Raw genomic sequence first — 24,824 nt, 5'->3', positions numbered from 1 at the left:
TATTTACGCCTCCATTTCTTCTAAATCTTCCATCAGATCGTCATACTCCTTATATCGTGTGACCGTATCCGACACCTCGTGAAATTCATTAATCATATTCCTGTGGCTTTCCGGCAGTGCTTCCCCGGCAATCGCTTTTGCCACATCAGAAAAGCTCCCTAAAAAGCCCCAGCAACTATCGGTTTCCTCTCCATTTTCGTACAAGCGAAACCCATAGCACTGACCGGTCAGGTAGTAATCGTAGGTTTCTACTTCACTTTTAAGTAGATTTTCCGCCTTTTCATAGCTTTCTTTGGACAGATCGCCATACTCCTTTTGAATGTCCTGGGGTGTGGCAAATATCCAGCCCACCTGCCCGGAATCCCATTCTGCGTGCTGGGCACGCCCAAGGAAGGAGCTGACCGACATGGTAATACCTCCGTGGTCGTAAAGGTTCAGTGGAAGAATGAGATTTTTCTCCGCAGCCAGTGCATAAAGGTCTTTATTCAACAGTGTCTCTACAAGGCTCTCAAAAATCTCTTGCTTGTTGTTTTCCACGCTGCCCTCAAAAAAGGCCTCGCTGTACCATTTCTTAAAATAGGAGTCATAGCTTTTGATTTCCCAGCCGCCCTGTGAACGGTCATATTCCAACATTACACTCTCTGCCTTGCCGGACTTCATGTATTCCAACAATGTATCCACAGGAACGCTCTCCCGAACCAAATGCTGAAACAATGCGTTGGTATCCTCATAATCGTGGGAATCGCCCAAATTATAGCGGCTGTGCCAACATACCATGTGACCGAAATTATCATAGTCCTCACGTGGATTCAGTGGATCATCATCACACATGACCTGTAACAGGTACGGTGCTTGATAAGCGACCATGCTCATAATACGAACCTCCTTTACACACAAAAAAGCTGTTGCTGGGTCTTAAAGGACATGCCGTTTTCACGGAGCCGTTTCAGCAGGCTTTCTGATGGGGTATCCACCTTTTCATAGTGACCGATGATCTTTGCCTTACCGTCCACAATGCGATTATCCGTAATGTTAAAGCGGTACAGGGTACGCATTTTACGGTTGCTGCCACCGGAGTTCCCAGCATCCGACAGATACTCACATTCGGAAATCTCCATGATACGGCGGCTGTTATCCTCTAACTTTTTTGCAAAAGCAACAATAGGAAAGGCTTTGGTCGCAAGCCCCATCAAAGTAGAATCGTCCATGTCATAGCTCTGCTTGCACAGGGTCACCATACGGTAATAGGTATCGGCGCAGGAGTTGGCATGAATGGTGGTAATGACCGAGTGGCCGGTATTGGCAGCGTTGATGGCTTGCATACTCTCCGCCCCCTTCATTTCCGCCACCGCCACACAGTCCGGGTTGATGGTCAGCGTGGTTTCTAATAACTTTACCAGTGTGATATTCTGCTTGGGATCATCGGAAAAACGGGTGACCAGATGCACCACGTTATTGAGGACATTGCCGTTTTCGTCCGTTACGGTCAAATCAAACTCACGGCAGCCCTGCTCCAAGGTAACAATACGCTTAGCATAAGGGACCTGGCTTAAAATCCAGCTCATCAGTGTGGTCTTACCGGAGGATGTAGCGCCTGTAATGCACATGGAAACGCCGTGGCAATAGCAGGCAGAAAGCAGCTCCAGCATTTCAGCCGTGGCCGTGCCGTATCCTACAAACTGTTCCTTGGTGAGCTTACGGGGATTGACAATACGGATGGAAGCGGAAAGCCCCTTATCCTTGTCGATAACCCCATCGCCCATGACCGTAATACGGATTTTATTGGAGAGGTGTCCCACTACAATGGTCTGCGCTGAGTCAAAAATCATGCCAGACTTGTGCAGCATACGGCGAATCACATCAATGGCGTGCTGGGGTGAGTTGAAATGCTCACGGCTGGGCAGAATATCGCCGTTTGCATAGGTGATTTTCACATCCCGCCACTGGTTGATGTTGATCTCCTCTACGTCTGTACGGTAGAGGTACTTGGACAGGAAAGAAAAACCTGTCATTTCGCCGTAGATCAAATCGCAGAGCTCCTCCTGCTCGGTATCGGCTACACCAATCTGACGGCTTTCAAGATATTTCTGAATGTAAGATTTCACTAGCTCCCGGCTTTCCTCCGGGTCATCCTTTAAGGTGGAAGCATAGTGTTTGGTGATATGCTCCTGCACCTCTTTTAATACTTCGGGAAAGGGCTTTAGGCGAACCTCGCCGCCCATCAGCCCCATGTTGTTATGAATATTGATTACCTGTTGCAACTTAAGTTCCTCCCTTCGGTTCCTGATAATTTCCTATAAACCATTCTCGTAGAAGCCTAAAGAAAACCAATGCCCACACACCGCCTTTTGATGGCAATGGTGGGCAACAACATAAGTATTGGCTTCCTTTCATTCTGCGTGGCGAATGGTCAGCATCAAAACTCACCCTTACTTTTGGCAAAGGGCAGCTTGAAGCCAGATTTTGTCTTTGCTTTTCTTTCGGTCTGAATTGTGGGCACAACTGGCACAGAAGTAGCCTGTACACCGAAAATCTCCTGCAAAATGCTACTGATTGCCTTACGGTAGGCATCGCTTTCCGGCTGAATCAAAGAACAAAACAGACTCAATTCATTGTCCTGCTGTTCCAGCTCCGCCACATAGGGGAGGATGTATTCCACACCGCCGTACTGTCCAGATACCGCCTCCCAATCCTGTCCTACCTTTAGGTTTCCGATAGCTGTTTTATGGGTTTCCTTGCGAAAACGGCTGTCTGCCAGCATAGGGCTGTGCGTCTGGAAGTAGGAAATCCCCTTGAGATTGGCTGTTCCCATTTTCAGAACCGCATCTGACATTTCAATCGCTATAATAGAGGTAGGGTCGGCTTCAAACACGCTGGCGCAGTCAATAATGATGTAATCTGCCAAATGTCGAAGCATCACAAAAAATTCCACGACCTTATCCCTCGTGATTTTGGGATAGTGAGTCAGACTTTCTCCGCCGCAATAACCCAAAAGGCTGATATACTCACTTTCTTTGATGGGTACGCAGGCATTTAGGATTTGTGTCTGTGTCAGCCCCGGTGCTGTGAGCAGGCTGCCGATGGAGGTATCATGCACCGTATCAGCCGGTAGGATTGCCGGAATGACCGGTGTGAACGGATCGCAGAACACTAAAATCACGTTCTTTTTCTGTGCGGCCAGGGAAAGCGCTAATTTTACAGCCGTGGTGGTTTTTCCACTGCCGGGGCTTCCCATCACCGCCAATACATTGTCTTGTTCCATGGTGATTTCCTCCTTTGCTTATTCCTGTGCTGCACTGCCCGAAGTGGCGTCGGCTGCTTCATCGGAAGCCGATGCCTGTGGGTGATCCGTATTTTCGCTTTTATCGGCAGGAACCTCACTTTCCGCAGTTTCGGCAGGATACAGTTCTGTCAACACCTTTGCCTGTTCATCAAGGAATTTCTGCGCATTCTCACTGCCGCCACGATAAACAAGGGCGGCGTGGAGCTTACCGGTCTGTTCCAACTCCGCAAGCAGCCTTGCCTGTTCAGGCGTAGCAAGCACAGTAATGGTAGAAGCCAGCTCCGCATCTTCTCCGTTTTCCGGTTCTTCCTGCACATTGTTATCAGTGCCGGTGCTGGCGGTGGTTGCAATAATCTCCATATACTGTAGCTCTGTAGGAATCAATGTTTTTCGCTGCTCTCCCACATCACTGGCAATCAAGGAAACAATATCACCCTTTTCCAGCTTTCCGGATAGCCCTGCCGCAAAGGATTTAATGGTGACAGAAATGGCGCGGTTCGTGCCGTCCAGCTTGGTCAAATACTCATTTTTCAGCATAGGAGTATCCGAGAGCTTGCTTTCCAGCACATAATCGCCTTTGTAAAGGTCGGTGTTGGCATACTTACCGATGACATCCTCAGCCTTATAGACCACATTGGAGGGCAGATTGTAGCCGCCCACCTCCACAGTTGTGACCATTTTGGGTGTGATTTCATCGCCCTTTTTGATTTCAGTGCTGACACGCACAATCTCCACCTTGGATTTTAGTGCGTCGTTAAACATGGGCGTCAGCCCAAAGCAGATAATGAGGGCTGTAATAATACAGATCAGCCCTACAACAATTCGGTTTTTCAAAAGATTTTTCATATTCAGTTCGTTCCTCCATTTTTATGAGATTGGCAATAGAGCCATAAAGCCACCAAAGGCTAAAAAAGGAGCAAGGGGCAGGCTCTTTTGCCCCTTGCCAAATGTAGCGTTCCACAGCAAAGCCATTGCAAGCCCAAAAATCATCATCCAGATGCCGCCCGTCACGCCAAGGGCAAAGCCGCTGGCTGCCATCAGCTTCACATCACCGCCACCGATTTTGTCCGTTTTCAGGGCGGTAATAAGGAAAGGCAGTGGTACCAGCAGAAAGCCAAGCAATGCCGGTAGAGGCTGAAAGCAAATCAGTCCCGCCATGGCAAGAAACAGATGCAGACAGTCGGGTATCTCACGGGTCACTGCATCATACGCACCTGCCAAAATGAGAACCTGACACAGCAAGATACAGCGCAGTGCCTGCGGACTAAAACCGTACAGTGCTAGAAACACTGCTGTGACCACCATACTGATATGAGCGGTTTTCGGTATCTTTTCCACCTTGATGCACCACGGTAACGCCATGTCACAAAGGCAGCCGATGAAAAGTGCCAGAAAGACACCAGTTAAAAAGCTGCTGATTCCATCAGCGTTCCAAATCATTCCTGTGATTCCTCCATTTCTTTGACCATTTGAATTGCGTCCCGAATATCCAACCCATCAATTTCATCTCCAAGACACACCCAGCCGTGATATTTCTGCCGTGCAAACAGCTCCACACGAGATACCTCATCTCCCAAAAGCTGCTCAATTCGGCGGCGCACCTCCTCTGGCTTTTTGCTGTGCTGCTCAATTGGAGTGTCCACAATACAATGCACTGCCTTTGATACTCGCTTTGGCTTACCCTTGGTGGCAAGGATACATAGCTCCGGGTTGGCTCTTGTCCAGAAGCCCAAGCCCCAAAACCATTTATCCGTCTGCTTTTTGTTTCGCTTTACCCAGCAAAAGCCAAGGGTTTTATATTGGAACCCCCAGCGCTTGATGGTTTCTAACCCTTCCAAAAGACAGGGAAAAGTGACCCATAAAAACAGTACACAGTCATCGGCGGCGATTCCCTCCACATCAAGGTTAAAAATGTCCTCCTTGCTCATGGTGTGGTAATGGTTCTCTGCGCTCCTACCTTGCCCTTTCTTAGAGTAGACCTGATATGCCCACGGAGGGTCGGCATAGATTACCTCAAATTTCATGCCCACCTCCAGCAAGCCGCAGCCCGATTTTGTAAGGAATATTGACGGTCACGGCATTGCCGGCCTGCTTATAGAGCTGGGCGTCACTAATCCCCGCCGCCCTCGCACGGTCAAACAGGAAATCCTCAAAGGCTTGGAGCCGCCACGTTTCCCTCGGTGTCAATCTGCGGATACGGCAGCACAGGAGTACCCCCATGGTACCGCCGGTAAGTAAGGTCTGCGCACATTGCTTTCCCACACGCCCGCGGCTGACCGTGCTGTTTGGATAGGACAGATTGATGCCGTCCCCATGGTGTGCCACGGTATACCCGTCCTTTTTTGCCTCTCGAATGGGCAGCCCATGGTCATAGCAGCAGATCAGAATGCCGTGCTGATCCTGGGTTGTCAGCGTGAAGCTGGGTTCTCCAGGCTCCTTAAATCGTCTGCCGTTCTGCCGCTTTTTCAGGCGGTCGGGAGTAATGACGGCTCTAACACAATCGGGATGCCCCTGACAGATAAAAATACCAGAGGTTTCTCCCTTGTGGTTACTGATACCAGAATAATACCGTGCCTTCAGGCAACGGGACTCTTCGGTAAGCTGCCCATCCGCATTCATATCAATAAAAGCGGCACAGGGTGGGATTTGTGCCAGCACTGCATTCTGATCCTGATTGCGGTTTAATCCTCTTGCGTCACTGGCGGTCAGGGTGCGCGCCTGCTGAAGTTCTGCGGTAATGCCTTCTATACGGTTTACTGATACGGCATACAACCCGGTTTTTCCGCCAAACCCACCTGCCTGTGAAACCAGCGTGACCGAAGCACCGCTGGGGTCATAAATGCGGTTGCCCTGTGAGCCGTCTACGAGTTGCTTAACAGGCGCAGCGTTTGTTCGGCCGAGAGGAAATATTTCTCGTCCACGTTCTCCTCTAAGATGTCCAACAAGGTACACACGCTCCCTGTGCTGGGGAACGCCGTGCTCCTTGGAATTGACAATCTCCCATTGACAGTCGTACCCAGCTTCCCATAGTTCAAATAGAACGGTGGTAAAAGCTGTGCCTCTTTCGCTTGACACAAGATGTTTAACATTCTCAACGATAAGGTATCGGGGCTTATCTTCGGCAGGCGTGCTTTTGAGCAGACCAGCAACCGTAAAAAAGAGTCCACTTCGCTCTCCATGAATTCCTGCCATTCGGCCTGAGATACTAACGTCCTGATTATTCCGAATTCGGGATAATCAGGATTATGCCGAGAAAATAGTTATCCCGAAGTTTAAGCCGTTGCCCTTGTAAATAAAGGGGTTGTGGTCAAAAACTTCGGGATAATAGAATTGTGTCCATTGTTTAATTGCATAATAGAAAAGGCAGGTTTCATCTGACTATCTGAAAATGCGAGGTAAAACAAATGGACACATTTAATTTGAAAGTGGCCGCCGAGCAGTCTCTAAGGCTACTGGAGAGGAGCGGCGCAAGCGCAAAAACAGTTAAAGGGTATCGAGTTACAGGTTTTGGTGCAATTATTCGCCATTTCACCCGACAGGGTGTTATGGATGTGAACGCCGAAATGCTCGACACTTTTGTGCTGGAGCAGCGCGAACATTTTGAACAGGGTGAGTTTTCCGAATGGAAATGGCGGCTGGTCCGACGTGGGAGTGAATTACTCAAACACTTTGCACAGACCGGTACAGCGGAGTTGACCGGGCTCCGCCCCTGGAATCCTATTTTGAGAAAACCGCGCCAAAGTGTTGAACTGGACATGCCAACACCTGAACAACTGGCCGACCCCGACGATCTTTTCGCACTGAGTTGGCGAGTAAGGCAAGAGCTTCTCAAAGCGGGGCTGACGAAACGGACAGTGCGGCATTATACGGTCGAAGGAATGACAGTCATCTTGCGCAGGCACACAGAGCAAGGACTGGCACACTATTCTGAATCACTGTCATCCGACATAGTGGCGGAAATACGAAGCAAATATGAGCAAGGTCTTACCTCACGGGTTTCATACCAGAACCTGCGCAAAGCGAGTTACCTTCTGGCTGAAATGTACCGAACCGGGGGCATTACTTTCTGCAAGATTCCAGATTGGGGGCAGCGCGAACCGACTCCCGAATTTTCAGCCTTGCTTCTCCATTTCTGTGACAATGCTAACCGTACCGGCATACTTGCGGGCAGCACGGTCAAGACGGCTCGAAGCGCCATACGCACCTTTTTCTTTGAACTGGAAGCGCGTGGCAGGATATCCTTTGACGGCATCACTTTGGCAGAGGTCAGCGACACCATAACCCATATGGCAACCCGATATACTGGCGGTCTGCACTCGGCCATCTTTTCCGTGCGGATATTTCTCCTGCATTTGTATGAAAACAATTTCACACCGGAGAACCTCAGCCTTGCGGTTCCTGAGATGGTCGCACGCAGAACTGTATTCCGAGAGGGTTTTACCGGCGACGAAACAGCGTGCCTGCTGGATGAACCAGATTTAGCAACGGCTGTCGGTAAGCGTGATTACGCTATGATGCTTTTGTCCGCCCAAACCGGTCTGCGTGCCTGTGATGTTGTAAATCTCAAACGGGAGGACATTGACTGGCGGGCCCGGGAGATTCGCATTGTTCAGCAGAAAACGAGAAAGCCTCTGAGCCTGCCTCTTGAACCTGAAAGCGGCAACGCAATTGCAGACTATCTGCTCCATGCCCGCCCGGAAAGTGATTTGCCGTATATTTTCCTGTGTCACACCGGCGCTCTGCGCCCCATTAACAACCGCAGCGCCAGCGCCCTTGTGACAAAGTACCTGCACCGCGCAAAAATTGCTTCAGATATTCCCCACCGGGGGTTCCACAGCTTCCGACGGGCGTTTGGAACCCGGTTGCTGCAAAGCGAGATACCGCTTGAATTGCTTCGACAACTTTTGGGGCATTCAAAGATTGATTCGGTGAAACCGTATCTCTCCGTAGATGAGCAAGGCCTGAAAACCTGCGCTCTGGAGCTTGTGCCTTGCGAGAAGGTTGGTGATTTGGCATGACATACACGTTTGAAAGCCTTTTTGACAAGCGTCTGTGCGGGTTTGTACAGCAAAAGAATGCCGTCGGATTTCCGTATAACGAATCGTTACGACTGCTGCGCGATTTCGACCGGTTCTGCCTTGACCGGTTTCCCTCTGAAACCGCTTTGACTAAAGAGATATGCTTGGCTTGGGCTGTCCGAAAGGATACGGAGGGCAACAACACCTTTCGCAATCGCTTAATGCCGGTCAGGGAATTTGCTCGTTACCTAAACCGTTGCGGGGAACTGGCCTTTGTGCTCCATCCCAATTTCGCAAAGAAAGGTCAGCGGCACATCCCACACATTTACAGCGAGGAAGAAATCGCTGAACTATGGGATGTTTTAGACCATCTGCGGCCGCGCAAGGGCTATCCTATCCGCCATTTTGTTCTTCCAACGCTTGTCCGGCTATTGTATTGCTGTGGCCTGCGCCCCTGCGAGGCTCGAAAACTTCGGACTGCCGATGTGGATTTGGAAAAGGGACGCTTGGAGATTATGGAGAGTAAGGGTCACAAAAGCCGCATTGTGATGATGGCGGATGATGTTGTTGAAATATGCAGGCGATATGATGAAATTGTTTCACGGCTTATGCCGGGACGTGAGCTGTTCTTTCCCAATTCCGATGGAAATCTGTATACCAAAGAGTGGCTGGAAAAGACATTTCGCATTGCTAAAGCCAAAGCAGGAATCGGAGCATCCGGTGAGCATTCCCCCAGACTTTATGACTTCCGGCACACATTCGCAACGCACCGTCTGTACCAGTGGATGCGTGATGGCAAGGACGTAACCGCCATGCTGCCGTATCTAAGCGCGTATATGGGCCACGCGCAGTTAAGCGACACATATTACTATATCCACTTGGTTCCGGGCCTGTTTGAAAAAATGACGGGGTTCGATTATTCAGCGTCAGAACATCTTTTGCCGGAGGTGGAGTGCGATGAATGATTTTTTTAATACCATCAGAAGTTTTCTGTTGGAGTATCTGCCCAACCAAAGATGCTTTAGCGAAAACACGATTCGATCCTACCGCCAGGCACTGAATCTTCTCATTCTGTATTTGCGAACGGAACAAAGGTTATCCATTAAGCAAATACGATTTGATGCCATGAACAGAGAAATGATTTTGAATTTTCTTGATTGGCTGGAAAATGACCGGCACTGCGGCGTCAATACCCGCAACCAACGGCTTATGGTATTGCGCTCATTTTTTGATTACGCCGGGGAGCTCGACTGCACGCAGATTGCATTAAGCGTAACCGTCCAGAATATTCCGATTAAAACGCCGCAAAGCAAGGTGGTAGAGTATCTGTCGGAAACAGCGTTGGAGGTTTTACTGAAACAGCCAGATCCGACAAAACGAACCGGGTTGCGCAACCTGTTTTTTATGGTACTGATGTATGATACAGCCGCGCGTTGCGGTGAACTTTTGGACATGAAGGTTCGTGATCTGTGCATTAAGGTTCAGCATCCCATTGCCTATTTGCACGGCAAAGGCAGCAAGACCCGCACGGTACCTTTGCTTGCCGGAACAGTTCAGCATTGTGAGCGATATTTGCGCACATTCCACTCGGATGAAGCAACAAACAGCGAAAAACCTTTATTTTACACCGTTATTCATGGAATACAGCAGGCAATGTCTGCAGATACGGTTGCATTGTTTCTCAAAAAATACGGTAATTTAGCTTACCGTGCCTGCCCGGAGGTCCCGCCGCATATCCATGCGCATATGCTCAGGCATACCAGAGCAATGCACCTGTACCACCAAGGAATGCCGATGATGCTGCTTTCTGAATATCTCGGTCATGCCAGTGAGGAAACAACCAAAGTATATGCTTACGCAGATACCGAAATGAAGCGCGCGGCGATTAACAAAGCTGATATTGTTCGAGGTAACGCTCCGCCACCCGTGCCGGTCTGGGCTGACGATGAGGACATGATTCTCAAATTATCTGGCTTAATCTAATGAAATATCCAATATTGTTATCCCGAAGTTTTTGACCACAACCCTTTTATTTACAAGGGCAACGGCTTAAACTTCGGGATAACTATTTTCTCGGCATAATCGGTACAAGGAAATCCAAAAGTCCAGATTTCAGCTCTTGGAATTTCTCCTGCTCTGATTTGTTTGATGTCCTTGGCGTACCATTCGCCTTTACATGTTTTTCCATCACAACTTTTCTTCACCTCCGGGCTGCACATTTTACAAAAATTAGAGCCAGAGTCCATCCCATAGGGGCAGTTCTCCAGCTCATACATTGCCATATAGCTTTTATTTGCGTATTTATCAATTTCGACATGGCCTATACAGGTATGTCCGCTTCTTTCGAGACCTCGTCGGAATCCGCCGATTCCTGCAAAAAGGTCAAGAAATGTCAAGTAAATATCCTCCTTCTAATTCATGCCCCATTCATCCATCATGCGATAGGGGTAAATTTGCTGACTGCGCACAAACCGTATCATGTTTCTAATCTGGTCTACCACACTCTGGTTGTTCTGGTCTTTGGTACACATCATCACACTGCCGAAAATACCGGAAAGCACGGCAACAACGGTCAGCGCTACATTTCCGGCAAGCAGCCATAAAAGAGCTGCCACCGCACCGCCGAACAGAGAGCCGATAATGCTTTGCAGCATTTCACGTTTGCCAAAGCCATTGAACAGCTCGTTTTCGGCTTTTACACCGGTGGGGATGTAGAGATTGATTTCATTCATCACTTAGACCCTCCTATGCCCCGTAATAATAGAAAATCAGTTCCTTGATCTGCCAGATACACTCGGCAATCACATAGAACAGCACCGTATTTTTTGCTCGTTTCTTAAACTGCGTCTGTTCTTCCTCCGCTCCTTGCAGGCGAACCATGCAGTAAATAAAGCGAAATACCGCACCCAAGCGAATGACAGCAATTACAGCCATGGAAATATCGTCAATCGTTATCAATTTGCCGTCACCGCCTTTACTTCATGATATTTTTTGCCATGCCAACAAGCCGCACGGAATGATACACATTATTGATAACACCGCTTCCACCGCCACCGGTCGGCACCATGAAGTCAGCAAGGAACCTCGGTGTCTTGATAGCAAGCACCAGACAGGCGATACCCCAAAAGATGTTCATATTGATTCCAACATTCATCATCATACCCACACCCAGCTTACAAAGGCATATCTGCACCACTACAGAAAATGTGGACTGAAAAAACTTATTGAGATAGTTCTTAAACACGCCCTTGTCGTTATCCAGTAACCCCACACAGGCAAGTGGCAGGCCAATCCGCAAAATCATGATTTCCAGTCCTCTCATTAGAAATTGAAAGAACAGGATAAAGTAGCAAATAACAAACACAAGTCCGAAAATTGCTGTTACAAGTCCCAGCGTGGAAATGCCGTCCACCCATGCCTGCCAGCTATAATTGGTGGATGCTCCGATGGCCGTCAAAAGCTGGTCTGTCAGGTTCTGCGTAATGTCTGCAAGCCAGCCGTACATGACAGGGAAGCATACCGCCACTGCTATTGCTTGAATAAAGCGGATAATCAAATAGGTCGGCTCACTGTCTGGGTCACCGTCTGTCCACATTACATAACACTCGAACCCTTTTTTCAGAAATTTCAGGATAATCAGCGATACACCGAAGCCCAGCAAAATGTCAAATAGAATCTGCACCATACTGCCGCCGCTGGCCGCAATCATATATTCATCGGCATGAAGCGTCATGGGAACCAGATCGGTCAGCATGTTGTCGATGAACGCCACCGCTCCATTGAGTACCGCCACTATCAGCAGTACAAGAATTACTTCCAAATAAAATCACCTCCATACCCTGTGAAAGGGTTGCTTCCACAGGGCAGATATTAAGCCCGTTAGTTGGTTTCCGGCTGCTCTCCTGATTGCTCGTAGACCGCCAGCACCGTATCCTTAATCTGTTTGTGCAGCCCGGAGGTGATAGGAAAGCAAATATCCTTATAATCGCCGTTTCCTGTTTTGCGGCTGGGCATAAATACCATTAGTCCCTTTTCGCAGTCTGTCACTCGCACACCCGTAATCAGGAACTTGTCATCCAAGCACACCGTGGAAATGGCTTTCAGCCTGCCCTTATCCTCATAACGCTCCACAATCTTTGCAGTTACTTTCATGTAGAAAAATCTCCTTTCATAAATGGCCGTTCTGTATTTTTACAGGACGGGGCAAATCAAACTTAGCCCTTATAATCGAATAAGTCTTTGATACGTTGGGTAAGCGTCGGGAGGATGGTATCGTTAAAGAGCATGTAAAGACCGGCAAGCAGCAAAGCCCCTACCACAACAGAAATGAGGATTTTCAGTGCCGTATCCACGAAGCCCTCGCCGGACTGTTTGCTGAGAACGGTAGCGGTTCTCAGCTTCATTTGCTGGAGCTTCCAATAACCCTGAGCGATCAGCCCCTTTGCCTTATCCTTGATGCACTGCACCTTAGTAGTGACTTTGTTCATAAAATTTTTCATAGTGTTTTTTCTCCTTTTTGATTTGAATTTAAATATGAAAACCGCAGGGCTTTCCTGCGGCTTCAAACGAATGGAATATGGCTTACTTGTAGTAACCAATAATAATATTCAGGGTCGCGCTACCCAGCACCGCACCGATGCAGGATACAATGGCAACCACAATACGATTGTTCCATTTTTTCTGATCCATCTCATCCGCAGCGGAACGGCGAATACAGAAATAGATAATAAGCAGTCCTGCCACAACAGGTGCCAGAATCATCAGCCATGTGGTTGCGTCCTGAATGAGCTTTTCCGTACCCTTGGCAATCTGACTGCTCTGAATGCCGCCTGCAGCATAGGCTACCGTACTGTTTTGCAGCATCATAAAAGCAGTGAGTGTAACTGCACCCACCGCCCTGCATTTTGCTTTCATATTGTTAATCGTCATTTTCACTCTTGTCTTGGCCTCCTTTTTTATAGCCTTTTACAGACGAAAACATGGCTCCCGCTTGGGAAGCCATGGCCTGTGATTTTTGCTGTGCTTCTTTTAACTGTAAGTCCTTGGTGTAGTAGACCCAGATATTCCAAAGAGGAATATCCATCGTCTTTGCCGACAGCACCGGTCTTGCTTTTTCCCGCACTTCCCGCACCTGACGGTTATGCTCCGGGTCACCAAGCCCGCACATCCGGTTAAAATACCACTGTGACAAGTCAGGGGCGTGCATCAATGCTGGGTGGGCACGGCTGATTACGATTTGATCCGGTCTTGAAATACGCCGTATCTCATCGGTGGTCAAAAGCTCCCTCGCCACTAGGCTGATACTGTGGGAGCTGGAGGGATTTACATACCGTCCATGCTGGCTGGAAAGCTGATAGGCGCTGGTAGTGTACTTGCCCAGCTTATCGCATACATCCTGCAAGGTTTCCTTATCGTCCGCCTGTAAATACACCCATGTCTGGCAGTTGGACTTGACGATGGATGAGGTTTCCTTATCATACTTTTGTGCAAGCTGTTCAAAGGATTGCAGGAACAGATTAAACCGTATCCCACGCCCACCGGCTACCGTCAGCTTATTGGTGAAATCACTGAGCTTAGTAAAGTTTCCGAACTCGTCCAGAACGAAGTTGACCCGGTTTTTTAGTCTGCCGCCACGAAGATCGGACTGTCGCACCAGCAGCTCATAAAGCTGGGACACCATCAGACTGGCAATGGGATAATAGGTGGTCTTTTCGTCCGGGAGAATCAGAAACAATGCCTGCTTCTTTCTGCCAATATCTGCAATGTCATAATCGCTCTTATGGGTGATGGAGTAAACGGAACGGCTGGTAAACAGTCGCAGGGTAGTTAGTGCCGAGGTATCAAAACTGCCTTTGGTACGGCTTGGTGCAACCTCCGCAATGGACATGAGCGCCCTTGCCGGGTGGCTGCTGTCCAGCTTCTTCATGTACTCGCTCATGGGTGTTTTCCCACCCACCGATTTGCTCATTTCAGCGATAAACCAGTATACATTGGTCAGATTTTGATATTCCGGCCGCTTGATGTTATCTACCACCACGCATAGGATTGCGGCGGCAATGGTGGATTTCTCACCATTTTCCCAAATCTTTTCGTTAGATGTGTTATCGCCGACAAGAATATTGGTAATGTCCCATGCATACATCTCGGCGCGTTCCATATCCTTTTCCTTTACCGCGTCAATGACCGGCTGGAGCAGATTGTAACGGCTGCTTTTCTCAGGGCTTTTAAAATCCAGACAAATAACCTCATATCCCAGCTTTTTCAGATATTCCGAAGTGTAATGAAACAGCTCTGCTTTGGGGTCGCTGATGACAAGGCTTTCTCCTGACAGCCCGATTGAACAGATGGACTGAATAACCAGACAGCGTGTTTTTCCTGAACGGGTAGCACCGATGGTCAGGGTGTGGGTATCATCCCCGATGTAATAAAGCTTTTCCATGTTCTCGCGTTTCTCCATCCCCACCACAATGCCACCGCTGGGAAAGAGCTTGTAGGGATCAGTTTTCTTTTTCTCCTCCTTTTTCTGCGGCGTAGGAGCTTCCTCCGATTCAGGCAGTGTTACATCAGAAGCCTTGACAACGTAATCCACAGTTTCAAAATCATCGTCCTCCTTATTATTCTTTTCATTTATAGAAACAGGCAGGGAAACAGCCGCTTTGTCCTGTGCGGCGTCCTCCTGCCCGGTTTCTGCGTTTACTTCTTCCTTTTTCAAGAATGGAAGGTTATCGTATCCGGTATCCAGCAGCATTTTTATGACTTTGTTTTCGGGGTCAATGAGCTGGGTTTTAAACACGGTGTCCTTTTCACGATCATAGAGCCAGCGGGAGGAACCGTGCTGAAACTGTCCCACCGGTGCCGGTGTATAAATATCTCCGGCGACCTTAACCAGCTCGCTTTGATAAGGGCGGTTATTCTGCACCCAAAAGAGGACACAGCAAAGAAGAATAAAGCCCTCAAAGGATAAAAATAGCAACCCCTGTTGTCGGTGGGTAAACAGCCCTGCTACGCATTTCCATAAGGGTACAAGGGTTAGCGTTGCATACTGCCTTGTCAAAAGCCCATGCAGAGCTGCCGTAAAAAACAGGTTAAATAAAGAGCCGATACCGATAATGATACTGCTCAAAATCAACTTTTCTTTTTTCTTCATAGGCATAGCTCCTCGTCCTGCATGTTTGTGTGCAGAGCCTGTTCAAAAGCCGGATACTGTGCTTTGAGCTTATCAACAACCTGTTCATTTGCAAGCCCGCAAAGCTCATGCCGCGCCACAGTCATTCGGTCGCCGTCAACCGGGTGGCACAGATGAATAGTTCCTGTAAAAGAACCGGGCAGGCAACCGGGACCATGCGTGGCTATCCAAAGCTGATTGCTGGAAGATCGGTACTCCTGCACCAACTGGTCATGGCAAAGCACGACCAGCTTACCGGTGAAGTCTGCATCGGCTGATTCCACGCAGTCTTGTGCGCAGAGCAGATCATAGGCATCGATGCTGATTGGGTAGGTGTCTGGATAAAGGGGCTTCTCTATATAGTAGGTTGGGATACGATGCTCCTCGGCAAAGGCAATCTCCCCCTGCATTCCTTGACTGATCTGCGTTCCCATAACCCAAAGCTCATCTGACTTTTCCAAAAGGGACAGACCCAGCTTTAAGCCCTGATCTCTTTGCTCCGGTATGGTATCGTTACACCATTGGCTAAAGATGATATGTGGCGCCAAAGGCAGCACCCCGGCTTCGCTTGCCAAGCGACAATACGCTACCGCATTTTGGATATTGGTGTTATAGTCCCCACGCAGGGGACTTGCAATATAGACCTGCTTCAAAGTTTCACCTCCATAAAAAAAGCCGTACACCTACGAAAGATGTACGACTTTTAGATTTTGTTTTATTTACTTTTTGGAACATACGACAGCTTTGTTATCAGGACTAAATTTCATACCCGACTTCTTCATTAAAATCTGACTCAGAGTGTTCCGCCTCATGGGCAGGTTGGGATTCTTCGGCTTCGGACTTTACAGCTTCCAACTGCACCTGCAAAAATAGCTCCGTAGGACCGTCCACATCGGGCACTTGATATTCCTCCTGCATCATTTCATTGTAGACACCGGTATAAGCCGGAAAGTGCTTATGCAGAGTGGCATAGAGACTGTCTTCAGAAACGATCAGGGCATCAGCCTCATCAAAAACATTTTTCAGTTCATTCAAAGCAACGGCACAGGTTGCCATGTCATAAAAGAGATAGTCCCCCTGACGGCGGCCAAACTCTGCCGCCATAGCCGACATATAGTTATCCGCGACTGCTTCATGGACAGCAAACTGCATTTCATTACCATCCTGCGTGAAGTAAATACCATTGCGGATATACAGCATATCTGCAACAGGACCGTGCTGTGTTTGAGTAGGCGGGAGACACTCCCCGAAATAATCGGTCAGGGACAGTTTTCCGTCGCGCTTGATTTCAGCCATTTCCTTTAGGGCTGCGGATTCAATCTTCTTGCAGGCGGCAACTCTGCGCTGAAGCACTTCATACATGGGAATATCCTTGGTGTTTTCGTCATAACAGAGCCACTCTCCGTCCTGCTCGGCCATAGAAACAGCTTTTGGTGAAAGGTTCTTTTCTGCGGTGCTTTTTCTAGCCATGACCCCATGATGCTCGATGCCGTTTTCATCTTTGGCAATAATCATATAAATATCGAGGGCAATCTCCATACAGGTATTGATGTTTCCCCATATGGACTCGCCGCTTGGTTGATGGTGCATAAAATCACTCTCCTTTTTAGTTTTATTTTAAATTGATGTCACTTACCTGTCAATAGAATGTATATAAATATCTCTTATAGCACTAAAATATAACTATAGGCTGTTGAATGGAGGTATTAACATGGCAACGAACAAGCGAGTATTCACTTTGCGATTGGAAGATGAAGTATTTGATAAGATTGGATTGCTGGCAACACAGGAGCATCGCTCCCTGACCAACTATATTGAATATGTACTGCTCAAGCACATTACCGAGGTTGAAAATGAATCTGGTGAAATCAAACCAATCAAAGAAGATGAATAGATAAAAATCCTGCCGTTTGTGGCAGGATTTTTATCGTTCCAGTGCATTTTCAAACTGGGTGAACAGCTTAGTGAAGTCAAAAACACGTTCCTTTTTCCCAAGCTCTGGCACAATATCCTCAATCTTATCAATCAGGGTAGCTACGGAGTTCAAATCCTCCTGATCCAAATCCTTATCAATGGTTCTCATTTTAATGAGTCCCGCATGGAGGATTTTCAAATCCGTTTCTGAAAACAGCTTCTTTTCATCTACCAGACCGCTTCGCAGGGCAAAATTTTCAAAAGCCGTCTCCTTTGTGTAAAAATACTGACGCTGAATGGCGGCATTGCTGTTCTCAGTGTCCTTTCGGTAGGTGGACAGGACATAATCGAAAATCGGGTGATGTTTACAAGCCAGAACCACACCGTTATGTTCATTAATCCTCACCACTCCATTCTGCTCCTTGGCAGCGATGGCCTCGTCATACGGCTTATCCGAACAAATACCGCAGCCGATTGCCGTGGTTTTGGCAAGGCTTTGAAGCTTATCAATCAGCTTTTCATCAACCTCCACAAAGGGGTTTTTAATGATGGCATCATGCTTTGCATAAAAAGCGATCTGCCTGTCACGGTGGTAAATGTCCGCCACATAGTCCGGGGAGGACGGTGGCTGGATGGAGAAGCCCTTTTTCTCCAGTGTTTCAAAATAGGCTTTATAAAACTCGGTCTTGCTTTTCATAGATTCAGTCTCCTTTATCCAATTTCATTCTCATAACAGTGCCGTGGGGAAATCTCCTGCTGTGGCGGCTGGCTTTCCTCGATCTTTTTCATCAGGTCATTGATGCGTTTCTGTATACCGGCGTCCAACTCATTATCCAACATGACGCACCTTGCACAGCAGGAAACCAAAATGTGCAGCTCCTCATGTGAAAAATGGAGTGTCTCCTGCAGCATAAGGCCGCTTCGTTTCAAAAAATCCTGCTGGGCTGCTGTAGCATCATAGAAATACTGCTCCCGGTAAAATTGTCTGCTGTTATGCTTTGGCAAAGCCTTTTGACAGGTCACAAACTCATAGCCAAACAGACCTGACCTGCGGCAGAGCAGCACTATTGCGGCACTTTCAAACACCTTAACATAGGAGCCTCCCGTCAGCGTCACCGGTTCCATTCGTTCCATATCTGCAAAAGGTGCTGTGGTATGACAATGCAAATCTTTGCGGCTTTCCTCAGCCATCTGTTCCAAATCCCTAGCTTTCTCACTGTCAAAGGCTTCAAAAATAATCTCGCCGTCCCATGTAATCACACAAAACAGTGTGTTTCCGGTATAGACCTCGGCGGCTAGGTCACCACCTTCTGGCACCGCCTCCACACGAAAGCCGGTGTCAGTCAGACGGTCAAAAAAATCCATCATAAACTCATTTCTTGTTCTCATAGACATTCCTCCTCGTCAATGTTCATATCCTTTGTCTTGATATTTCAGGTACAATTCCTTTTTGGCTTCCTTCGATAAATCGCCACCCTGTTTACGGCACATATCCTCAAATTGGCGGTCATGATAATCCGTTAGGGAAGAAAGCATATCCAGCGACTCAATCAATATTTGCTCTGCATAGAACATACGGCGGCTGTGCAGATATTCTGCGGAACGGTACTCGCTGTCCAGTCGGTTTAGGCTCTTTATCATGCCCAAGATGCGATTGGCGATAATTTTATCGGCTTCCTCAGAAAACCGTACTTGGGAGGATTTCAGATGTTCATCACCGCCGCCGTAGAGCAAGGTCATATTTAGCTTGCTTTTGATGTAATTTTCTTTTAGCTCCAGCAGAGAGGGACTATTTTTCAATAGATACTCTACCAGCCCGTCCACCTGTTTTTTTACCGCAGGGGGCAAGAGCTGGTAGGTAATCCTGCCTTTTGGCGGTAGGGCAGCTTTGATACGAAATACCCGGTCGGCAACTTCATTTAGTAGCTCATCTTCAAAATCAAAGGTATCGGAAAGCTCGGCTTCTTCCTCATACTCCTGCCGCAGCCGCCGATACTTTTTCTTTTCAAGCTGCCGAATATGACGCTCAAAATCCTCTACCAGAGCATTGCCAAATTGGCGAAGCTCTGCCGATGCTATATTTTTCTGCTCCCCAAATGCTCGTATTTTATCTGGAAAGGTATCCTTTATCATCTGAATGCGAATGGCGTTGGGAATTGCTGGTGGAGTAAAAGGATTTTTGATCCTGGTGGCTTCCGTAGAGATATCCCAAAACACCACATGAATATGAGGGTGTCCTTTTTCCTTGTGGAGTGCGCAAGCCCACTGCAAATGCTGGGGACGTATGTGATTCTTTTCTGCAATGGTGAGAATATGGTTTTCAATGTAACGCTGCCATGCTTTCTGATCGGTCAACAAAAGCTCCGCAGCCACCTCTTCATCAAAGGAAATGATACTGCGGTACATGGTGATATGCTTTTTAGAGTTTTGATAGGCCAACCTCGCAATATCCCGCCAGTCCTTAAATTCGGTAACCGCTCCCGGCGTCAGCTTACCGAATAGTCCGTGGTTCATGCCCTCGTTTTTAGCTACCCTTGGGCGTGTGGCAATATAACGGACATGGGCGTAGTTTTTGCTGGCAGTGCTTTTGTAATTGGGATTTTTAAAACGCTGCTTATAGACTAAAATAGAAATTGCCCTTCACCTCCGTTCCGTCCGCTACCGCTCCCAATCGTCCTCCGGCGATTCGTATTCCTCGTCCTCGGCAGCCTGACACGCTCGAGTATAATTTTCCATTGTGGAACGATAACGCTGGGTTTCCTCCAAAATGAATTTCATGCCAGTGGCAGTGCTTGGCTGCTGGGTTTCATACTGCTTATAAAAATGGTATCTGTCCATAATTTTGTCTGACTTTGGGTGCAGCATATCCACAAACTCCTGATACCCATAAGGGCAGACACGGTTTATTTCCTGACAAGCCAGATTGACCCCCGATAGAGTATCGCCCTCATGGAGTTTGGACAGCACCAACTCTCCTATGGTTTCCTCTCCTGCTAACTGTACCTTAATTTGCTCTGTCCCTTGGGCTGGAATTTCTGATGCCGGTTTCAAAATTCCAATACTGCCAAGATGTGCGGACAGGTCATAGGCACTGCACGGCAAAGTGACAATCAGGATGCCTTGCTGATATTTCAATACTCCTACAATAAAGTTACGGAAAAAGGCACGGTAGCCAGCCGTGTCTTTTTCCATCTCAAAGCTGAAGCTGTTAGAATGGGAGAGAAGATGGCCTGACGCATTCAACCAAGGGCTAACACGCCCGCACAGGAGTCCGTCAGCCGCCTCTCTCATTCGCAGCATTCGATTTACGCAGATTGTACCGCCGAGTCTTCGGTGCGTTCGTGTCACTTGAGGAGATTGAACAAGCAATGAGTAAAAGCGGGATGCCATATCCAATCAGACAGGAGAGACTTTATGAACGCTGTTGGAATTGATATTTCCAAAGGGAAAAGCATGGTGGCTGCTCTGCGGCCAATGGGAGAGGTTGCGTTGCTACCAAAAGAATATCCGCACTCTGAGGTCGGTCTTGAGCAGATGGCCTACACCACATTGCCCTTGGCAAAGACACCAGAGTCATCATGGAAGCCACCGGACGCTACCATGAGCCGGTAGCGCAAACCCTACATGAGTATGGAATCTACGTCACTGTTTTGAATCCACTATTCATACAACGCAGCGGTGGCGGCTCCATCCGCAAGGTCAAGACCGACAAAGCCGATGCCATGAAAATCGCCAAGTACGGGCTTGACAACTGGGTTGATCTGCGGGAATATACTCCTATGGAAGCAATAAGGCAACAACTGAAGCTGTGCAGCCGCCAGTACAATTTGTACATGAAAACCATTGTGGCGTTGCAAAACAATCTCATTTCTCTGACCGACAAGACCTTTCCGGGGGTGAACGAGCTGTTTACCAGCCCGGAGCGTGCTGACGGCCACCAGAAATGGGTGGACTTTGTCCTGTGCTTTTGGCACTGTGAGTGTGTTTGTGGGGTCAGCGAGAGGGCATTTACGGAGCGTTACCACAAGTGGTGCAAGCGCAAAGACTATAACTTCAGTGAGGGCAAGGCACTTCGTCTTTACGCTGATAGCTGTGGACACATTACGACACTGCCGAAGAATGACATGACCAAGTTGCTCATTACCACAGCGGCACAACAACTTCTTGCTGCGAAAACTACTCTTGTTGCCATGAAAAACGAAATGCTCCGTCTGGCGAAGATGCTGCCGGAATATGATACCGTTCTGGCCATGTACGGCGTGGGTGAGATTACGGCTACGCAGCTTATGGCGGAGATTGGCGATGTGCGCCGTTACCCTCGCCGCAGCTCTCTGGTGGCCTTTGCAGGCGTAGACCCCGCTGTGAACCAGTCCGGAAAGCACGAGGCGCAAAGCAACCCAACTACCAAGCGTGGCTCACCTCATCTGCGGAAAACGCTGTACCAAATCGTCTGCACTCATCTGAAGAAATCTCCACCGGACGAGCCGGTATACCAATTTATTGACAAGAAACGTTCCGAGGGCAAGCCCTACTTCGTGTACATGACTGCCGGGGCCAACAAGTTCCTGCGCATCTACTACGCACGGGTAAAGGAGTGTTTGGCCGCACTGGACGACACTGAGACGCCCCAGGATTAACCAACTTCTTTCATCTGTCTGCATAGGTCGGCGAAAAAGATTTCTTCTCCGGCTTGTTCTGTTGTTCCCTTTTTCTCTCACAGATTTTGTGAGAGATTTTTCATTTTGGGGCTTGACTTTTTATTTGCAGACTCCTGTAATCATAAACGCCTCCTTTAGCATTCCATTTCATAGCCCTCGGCAGCTTCTGTTTCGACTGTCAATGCCGCCTGCATTTGCTCCAATCGGCTGTGAATGCGTTTTGTTTTCTCATAAGGCTCTGTGTCCAATGTCATCTGCTCCTTATGGTTCTGATCCGGCTCAATAACTACCTTAATTTCATCAGCTGCAATATAAAGCGCATTGCAAACCAACTCCATATAAGGGTAGCCAAGCCTTGATACATCAAATGAGGTTGCATTGCATTTGCTATTCCACGAAAACAGGTTATGGGCAATGTCAATGACCTGCCGACTACACTCGTCACACCCACGGGTGGCGCGTTTGATACCGGAAAAATCAATGCCGTCACGATTCACATATTGGCAGGCAACTTCGTAAAGCTCTGTATCATAGGACAATAAATAAAAAGCCGCATGATAGGAAGAATCCAGTTGGTTCCTTCCGGTCAATGCGGTCAACGTATTATATCGTTTAGCCTGTAACAAAATTAAACCTCCCTTTCCATATCCATGTCATGTGTATCTTCCATCCCCACTACCTGATTCATCTGGTTTTTCAGTGTAGCCGTCTGTTCTCTATTGGTTGCCATAGTCAGAGTCTGTTCATTCTTGTCGTAATAATATACTTCGTTGGATAGAATATCCTCCGTGACAAGCTCCGTTTTATTGACAGAAGCTACCATAGCCTGCAATTCCGTAGCGTTCATATCCCCATTATCCCGCATAAGAATCAGCTCATGAATACTGCTCGGCAGGATAAACAGGTTGGAATCGGCATTTTGAGAAAGCTGGTTCAGCACATCCGGATAAAGCAGAACACTTGCTCCAAAGTGATTAGAGCTATTGCTGACAACATACTGCTCGTATGGCTCCATCGTAAAATTTGGAATCTCCTGCCACACATTGCTTTCTTCTTGCAGAGAACAAATAATATTTAGCAGACTGTCTATTTTAGGTGGATTCTGCTCTATGGTATTTGCAAGCGCCTGCTGATATAGTGCATCTGCATCCTGTCCCCATGTGGACAACAGTTTGTCTGTGACCAGAATGGTTGCCATATCTGTTTGCGGCGATGGCAGATAAATTCGCAGCACCGCCGTCAGATCAGTATTCTCCATATCCCAATGAGGCGTATGTGACAGTCGTTCCCCATTACTTTCTTTATTGATTAGCTGCACACGAAGCAATTCTTTCATATTCTCATAATTTTGAATCTGTTCAGCGGTATTAAAAATCGGGGGATTATGATGCTCCATGTAAGTATCTGCAATTGTTTTAAGCACCTCATCCATGCTCATACCTATCTGATACTTGGCAAACAAATCTACCAAATAGATTTGTGGCGTAACAGTATCCTGTGCGTTACGAATAATCAGGGCATCCAGTGCGGTATCGTTGTTTTTCATCACCTGATGGATCAATACCCGTGCCTGTTCATACTCTTTTGGAAAAAACTCTAAAATCCGTTCCTTAATTGTTGATAAAAACTCTTGATAATCCATTTTGTCCCTCCTTATAACTTTTCTGCAAGACCACGCAGATTGTCAGTGTCCTGCAAAAAGCTGTTGATTTGAAAATCTTTTTTCTGCATATAGTCCACCCCCAGCGTGACCGCTTCATTTAACATTTGGTCAAACTGATCCTCTGTTCCATCGTGAGCAAGGTTCATCAAAACCTTAATCAGTAAAAAGAACCCTGCAGCGTGTATCTTGCCTGACTTCATCAGCATTTTGGCAAGACGATTGGTCTGTTGCTCTGCAACCGCTTTGATGTCCTCGATGTGATAGACCGCAGTAAATTCCTGTCTGATAATACTGGAGATAAAATCTACATTTTGGGTGTAGCCCTCAATGTCCAGTCCCTTTTCGATAAAGCGACGGATCTGCTCATTTCTGGACACATTCTCACGGGCTGCCAGCTTATCAATTTCATTGCACATTTCTTTGGTAAGATAGACCGACGTAATAATTCGGTCGCTTTTTTTCGCCATGATATCCTCCCTTCGGCATTAGTTAAAACTTAACAACGTCAGTTGCTCTTTAACAAGGGTACAGGCTTTGCCTGTACGGTGTTTTGGCGGGTTGTTTAACAACCCTATTCCTGCCTTAACTCCAAAATCTGAGATTTTGGCATTAAGTAGCCCCTGCCGACAAGTGGCAGGGGAATGGTCGCTTCGCTCCTAAAAGAGCGAAAACAAAAGGCTGCTCCACGGCTTAATATCACCGCTGTACCAATCAAAAATGCTTTCATGAGAAATTCTCCGTTTCTACAGTGCTATCGTTCCCATTCCTCCTCCTGTTGGGACAGATAATCTTCACATCGTCCTTCTGGATAGTAGAAATCGGGAACCTGATCATTTTGTCTCGCTTCTTTCAAAATGCCGGAAATCACTGTAGCATCAGCCATTCGAAATTCCTTGTCGGCCTGTTCCGTTTGGAACTCATCGGCATAATAGGTCATCAAATAATCTAAATCTACAATTTTTGAATCCATACCATTCTGTACTGCTTCATCTAGGCTCACACCATAAAAATGCTTTACTGCATTTGAATTGCCGCCACTCCCATGAAGCAATAGTCCTGTCAGCATTTTTCTGATTTCATTCTGCTTTTCCTGTGAAAGCTGACAAATATATACGGACCTCAT

29 protein-coding genes and 1 pseudogene are annotated in these 24,824 nt (G+C 47.6%); 5 read left to right on the top strand and 25 right to left on the bottom strand.

Annotated elements, in window-relative coordinates:
• Positions 1-3: 3 nt before the first annotated feature.
• The 7 genes from ACYVD3_RS07570 to ACYVD3_RS07540 form a co-directional block, all read right to left on the bottom strand.
• On the bottom strand, positions 4-873 hold the full coding sequence (locus ACYVD3_RS07570) for a hypothetical protein (RefSeq protein WP_460641897.1): 870 nt from the start codon (positions 871-873) through the stop codon (positions 4-6).
• Between the two features lie 14 nt (positions 874-887).
• On the bottom strand, positions 888-2,261 hold the full coding sequence (locus ACYVD3_RS07565) for an ATPase, T2SS/T4P/T4SS family (protein ID WP_460641896.1): 1,374 nt from the start codon (positions 2,259-2,261) through the stop codon (positions 888-890).
• A gap of 155 nt (positions 2,262-2,416) precedes the next feature.
• Entirely contained in the window at positions 2,417-3,262 is an 846-nt protein-coding gene (locus tag ACYVD3_RS07560; RefSeq protein WP_460641895.1) for a zeta toxin family protein, read from the bottom strand.
• An 18-nt stretch (positions 3,263-3,280) separates the two neighbouring features.
• Complete coding sequence (cpaB, locus tag ACYVD3_RS07555) at positions 3,281-4,129, bottom strand: Flp pilus assembly protein CpaB (RefSeq protein ID WP_460641894.1); 849 nt, start codon at positions 4,127-4,129, stop codon at positions 3,281-3,283.
• Positions 4,130-4,150: 21 nt separating this feature from the next.
• The gene (locus ACYVD3_RS07550; RefSeq protein ID WP_460641893.1) at positions 4,151-4,723 is read right to left on the bottom strand and encodes a prepilin peptidase; all 573 of its coding nucleotides are present in this window, start codon (positions 4,721-4,723) and stop codon (positions 4,151-4,153) included.
• On the bottom strand, positions 4,720-5,307 hold the full coding sequence (locus ACYVD3_RS07545) for an MT-A70 family methyltransferase (RefSeq protein ID WP_460641892.1): 588 nt from the start codon (positions 5,305-5,307) through the stop codon (positions 4,720-4,722). The genes ACYVD3_RS07550 and ACYVD3_RS07545 overlap by 4 nt, the downstream gene beginning before the upstream one ends.
• On the bottom strand, positions 5,297-6,487 hold the full coding sequence (locus ACYVD3_RS07540; protein WP_460641960.1) for a DNA cytosine methyltransferase: 1,191 nt from the start codon (positions 6,485-6,487) through the stop codon (positions 5,297-5,299). The genes ACYVD3_RS07545 and ACYVD3_RS07540 overlap by 11 nt, the downstream gene beginning before the upstream one ends.
• A gap of 200 nt (positions 6,488-6,687) precedes the next feature.
• Between ACYVD3_RS07540 and ACYVD3_RS07535 the strand changes: the two genes are divergently transcribed.
• Genes ACYVD3_RS07535 through ACYVD3_RS07525 form a run of 3 tightly spaced genes read left to right on the top strand, consistent with a single transcriptional unit; the run spans position 6,688 to position 10,284 of the window.
• Complete coding sequence (locus tag ACYVD3_RS07535; RefSeq protein ID WP_460641891.1) at positions 6,688-8,301, top strand: tyrosine-type recombinase/integrase; 1,614 nt, start codon at positions 6,688-6,690, stop codon at positions 8,299-8,301.
• On the top strand, positions 8,298-9,266 hold the full coding sequence (locus ACYVD3_RS07530; RefSeq protein WP_117415754.1) for a tyrosine-type recombinase/integrase: 969 nt from the start codon (positions 8,298-8,300) through the stop codon (positions 9,264-9,266). Before ACYVD3_RS07535 ends, ACYVD3_RS07530 begins: the two co-directional genes overlap by 4 nt.
• On the top strand, positions 9,259-10,284 hold the full coding sequence (locus ACYVD3_RS07525; RefSeq protein WP_117415755.1) for a tyrosine-type recombinase/integrase: 1,026 nt from the start codon (positions 9,259-9,261) through the stop codon (positions 10,282-10,284). Before ACYVD3_RS07530 ends, ACYVD3_RS07525 begins: the two co-directional genes overlap by 8 nt.
• A gap of 50 nt (positions 10,285-10,334) precedes the next feature.
• On the opposite strand, the gene ACYVD3_RS07520 is transcribed toward ACYVD3_RS07525, so the two are convergent.
• The 10 genes from ACYVD3_RS07520 to ACYVD3_RS07475 form a co-directional block, all read right to left on the bottom strand.
• On the bottom strand, positions 10,335-10,697 hold the full coding sequence (locus ACYVD3_RS07520) for a DNA cytosine methyltransferase (protein ID WP_460641890.1): 363 nt from the start codon (positions 10,695-10,697) through the stop codon (positions 10,335-10,337).
• Positions 10,698-10,712: 15 nt separating this feature from the next.
• Positions 10,713-11,033: a hypothetical protein gene (locus ACYVD3_RS07515; protein WP_460641889.1), complete on the bottom strand. Its 321-nt coding sequence runs from the start codon at positions 11,031-11,033 to the stop codon at positions 10,713-10,715.
• A gap of 13 nt (positions 11,034-11,046) precedes the next feature.
• Positions 11,047-11,259: a mercury transporter gene (locus ACYVD3_RS07510; protein ID WP_460641888.1), complete on the bottom strand. Its 213-nt coding sequence runs from the start codon at positions 11,257-11,259 to the stop codon at positions 11,047-11,049.
• Between the two features lie 16 nt (positions 11,260-11,275).
• Positions 11,276-12,121, bottom strand: coding sequence for a conjugal transfer protein TrbL family protein (locus ACYVD3_RS07505; RefSeq protein WP_460641887.1), 846 nt, complete (start codon positions 12,119-12,121; stop codon positions 11,276-11,278).
• A gap of 59 nt (positions 12,122-12,180) precedes the next feature.
• Positions 12,181-12,453, bottom strand: a complete 273-nt coding sequence (locus ACYVD3_RS07500; protein WP_460641886.1) for a SpoVG family protein — start codon at positions 12,451-12,453, stop codon at positions 12,181-12,183.
• 62 nt (positions 12,454-12,515) lie between these two features.
• Positions 12,516-12,704 carry a DUF6133 family protein gene (locus ACYVD3_RS07495; protein ID WP_460641959.1) on the bottom strand — a complete coding sequence of 63 codons (189 nt, stop codon included), beginning with the start codon at positions 12,702-12,704 and terminating at the stop codon, positions 12,516-12,518.
• Positions 12,705-12,882: 178 nt separating this feature from the next.
• A complete protein-coding gene (locus ACYVD3_RS07490) occupies positions 12,883-13,230 on the bottom strand; it encodes an Mbov_0395 family pilin-like conjugal transfer protein (RefSeq protein WP_460641958.1) in 348 nt (115 codons plus the stop codon).
• On the bottom strand, positions 13,220-15,448 hold the full coding sequence (locus ACYVD3_RS07485; RefSeq protein ID WP_460641885.1) for a VirD4-like conjugal transfer protein, CD1115 family: 2,229 nt from the start codon (positions 15,446-15,448) through the stop codon (positions 13,220-13,222). The genes ACYVD3_RS07490 and ACYVD3_RS07485 overlap by 11 nt, the downstream gene beginning before the upstream one ends.
• Positions 15,445-16,119 (bottom strand): DUF7768 domain-containing protein, encoded by a 675-nt coding sequence (locus ACYVD3_RS07480; protein ID WP_460641884.1) that lies wholly within the window; start codon positions 16,117-16,119, stop codon positions 15,445-15,447. Before ACYVD3_RS07480 ends, ACYVD3_RS07485 begins: the two co-directional genes overlap by 4 nt.
• A 103-nt stretch (positions 16,120-16,222) precedes the next feature.
• A complete protein-coding gene (locus ACYVD3_RS07475) occupies positions 16,223-17,056 on the bottom strand; it encodes a hypothetical protein (protein ID WP_460641883.1) in 834 nt (277 codons plus the stop codon).
• Positions 17,057-17,177: 121 nt separating this feature from the next.
• On the opposite strand from ACYVD3_RS07475, the gene ACYVD3_RS07470 reads away from it, so the two are divergent.
• Complete coding sequence (locus ACYVD3_RS07470; RefSeq protein WP_460641882.1) at positions 17,178-17,360, top strand: hypothetical protein; 183 nt, start codon at positions 17,178-17,180, stop codon at positions 17,358-17,360.
• 30 nt (positions 17,361-17,390) lie between these two features.
• Here the strand turns inward: ACYVD3_RS07470 and ACYVD3_RS07465 are convergent, their stop codons facing one another.
• The 4 genes from ACYVD3_RS07465 to ACYVD3_RS07450 are packed head-to-tail and all read right to left on the bottom strand — an operon-like array spanning position 17,391 to position 20,671.
• Positions 17,391-18,077: a hypothetical protein gene (locus ACYVD3_RS07465; protein ID WP_460641881.1), complete on the bottom strand. Its 687-nt coding sequence runs from the start codon at positions 18,075-18,077 to the stop codon at positions 17,391-17,393.
• Between the two features lie 14 nt (positions 18,078-18,091).
• On the bottom strand, positions 18,092-18,769 hold the full coding sequence (locus ACYVD3_RS07460) for a hypothetical protein (RefSeq protein ID WP_460641880.1): 678 nt from the start codon (positions 18,767-18,769) through the stop codon (positions 18,092-18,094).
• A gap of 15 nt (positions 18,770-18,784) precedes the next feature.
• Positions 18,785-20,008 carry a MobP3 family relaxase gene (mobP3, locus tag ACYVD3_RS07455; protein ID WP_460641957.1) on the bottom strand — a complete coding sequence of 408 codons (1,224 nt, stop codon included), beginning with the start codon at positions 20,006-20,008 and terminating at the stop codon, positions 18,785-18,787.
• A gap of 30 nt (positions 20,009-20,038) precedes the next feature.
• Positions 20,039-20,671: a hypothetical protein gene (locus tag ACYVD3_RS07450; RefSeq protein ID WP_460641879.1), complete on the bottom strand. Its 633-nt coding sequence runs from the start codon at positions 20,669-20,671 to the stop codon at positions 20,039-20,041.
• A gap of 123 nt (positions 20,672-20,794) precedes the next feature.
• Here ACYVD3_RS07450 and ACYVD3_RS07445 point away from each other — a divergent pair.
• Positions 20,795-22,017, top strand: a pseudogene (locus tag ACYVD3_RS07445) (IS110 family RNA-guided transposase).
• A gap of 155 nt (positions 22,018-22,172) precedes the next feature.
• Here ACYVD3_RS07445 and ACYVD3_RS07440 read toward each other — a convergent pair.
• The 4 genes from ACYVD3_RS07440 to ACYVD3_RS07425 all read right to left on the bottom strand — a co-directional run bounded on the left by ACYVD3_RS07440 (position 22,173) and on the right by ACYVD3_RS07425 (position 24,824).
• On the bottom strand, positions 22,173-22,664 hold the full coding sequence (locus ACYVD3_RS07440) for a hypothetical protein (RefSeq protein ID WP_460641878.1): 492 nt from the start codon (positions 22,662-22,664) through the stop codon (positions 22,173-22,175).
• Positions 22,665-22,666: 2 nt separating this feature from the next.
• The gene (locus tag ACYVD3_RS07435; RefSeq protein WP_460641877.1) at positions 22,667-23,680 is read right to left on the bottom strand and encodes a DUF5688 family protein; all 1,014 of its coding nucleotides are present in this window, start codon (positions 23,678-23,680) and stop codon (positions 22,667-22,669) included.
• Between the two features lie 11 nt (positions 23,681-23,691).
• Positions 23,692-24,168, bottom strand: a complete 477-nt coding sequence (locus ACYVD3_RS07430; RefSeq protein ID WP_460641876.1) for a ribbon-helix-helix domain-containing protein — start codon at positions 24,166-24,168, stop codon at positions 23,692-23,694.
• Between the two features lie 284 nt (positions 24,169-24,452).
• Positions 24,453-24,824: a hypothetical protein gene (locus ACYVD3_RS07425; protein WP_460641875.1), complete on the bottom strand. Its 372-nt coding sequence runs from the start codon at positions 24,822-24,824 to the stop codon at positions 24,453-24,455.

This window comes from Lacrimispora brassicae (assembly GCF_054772055.1).
The sequence above is the reverse complement of the archived record's forward strand: the minus strand, read 5'-3'. Positions and strand labels throughout refer to the sequence as shown.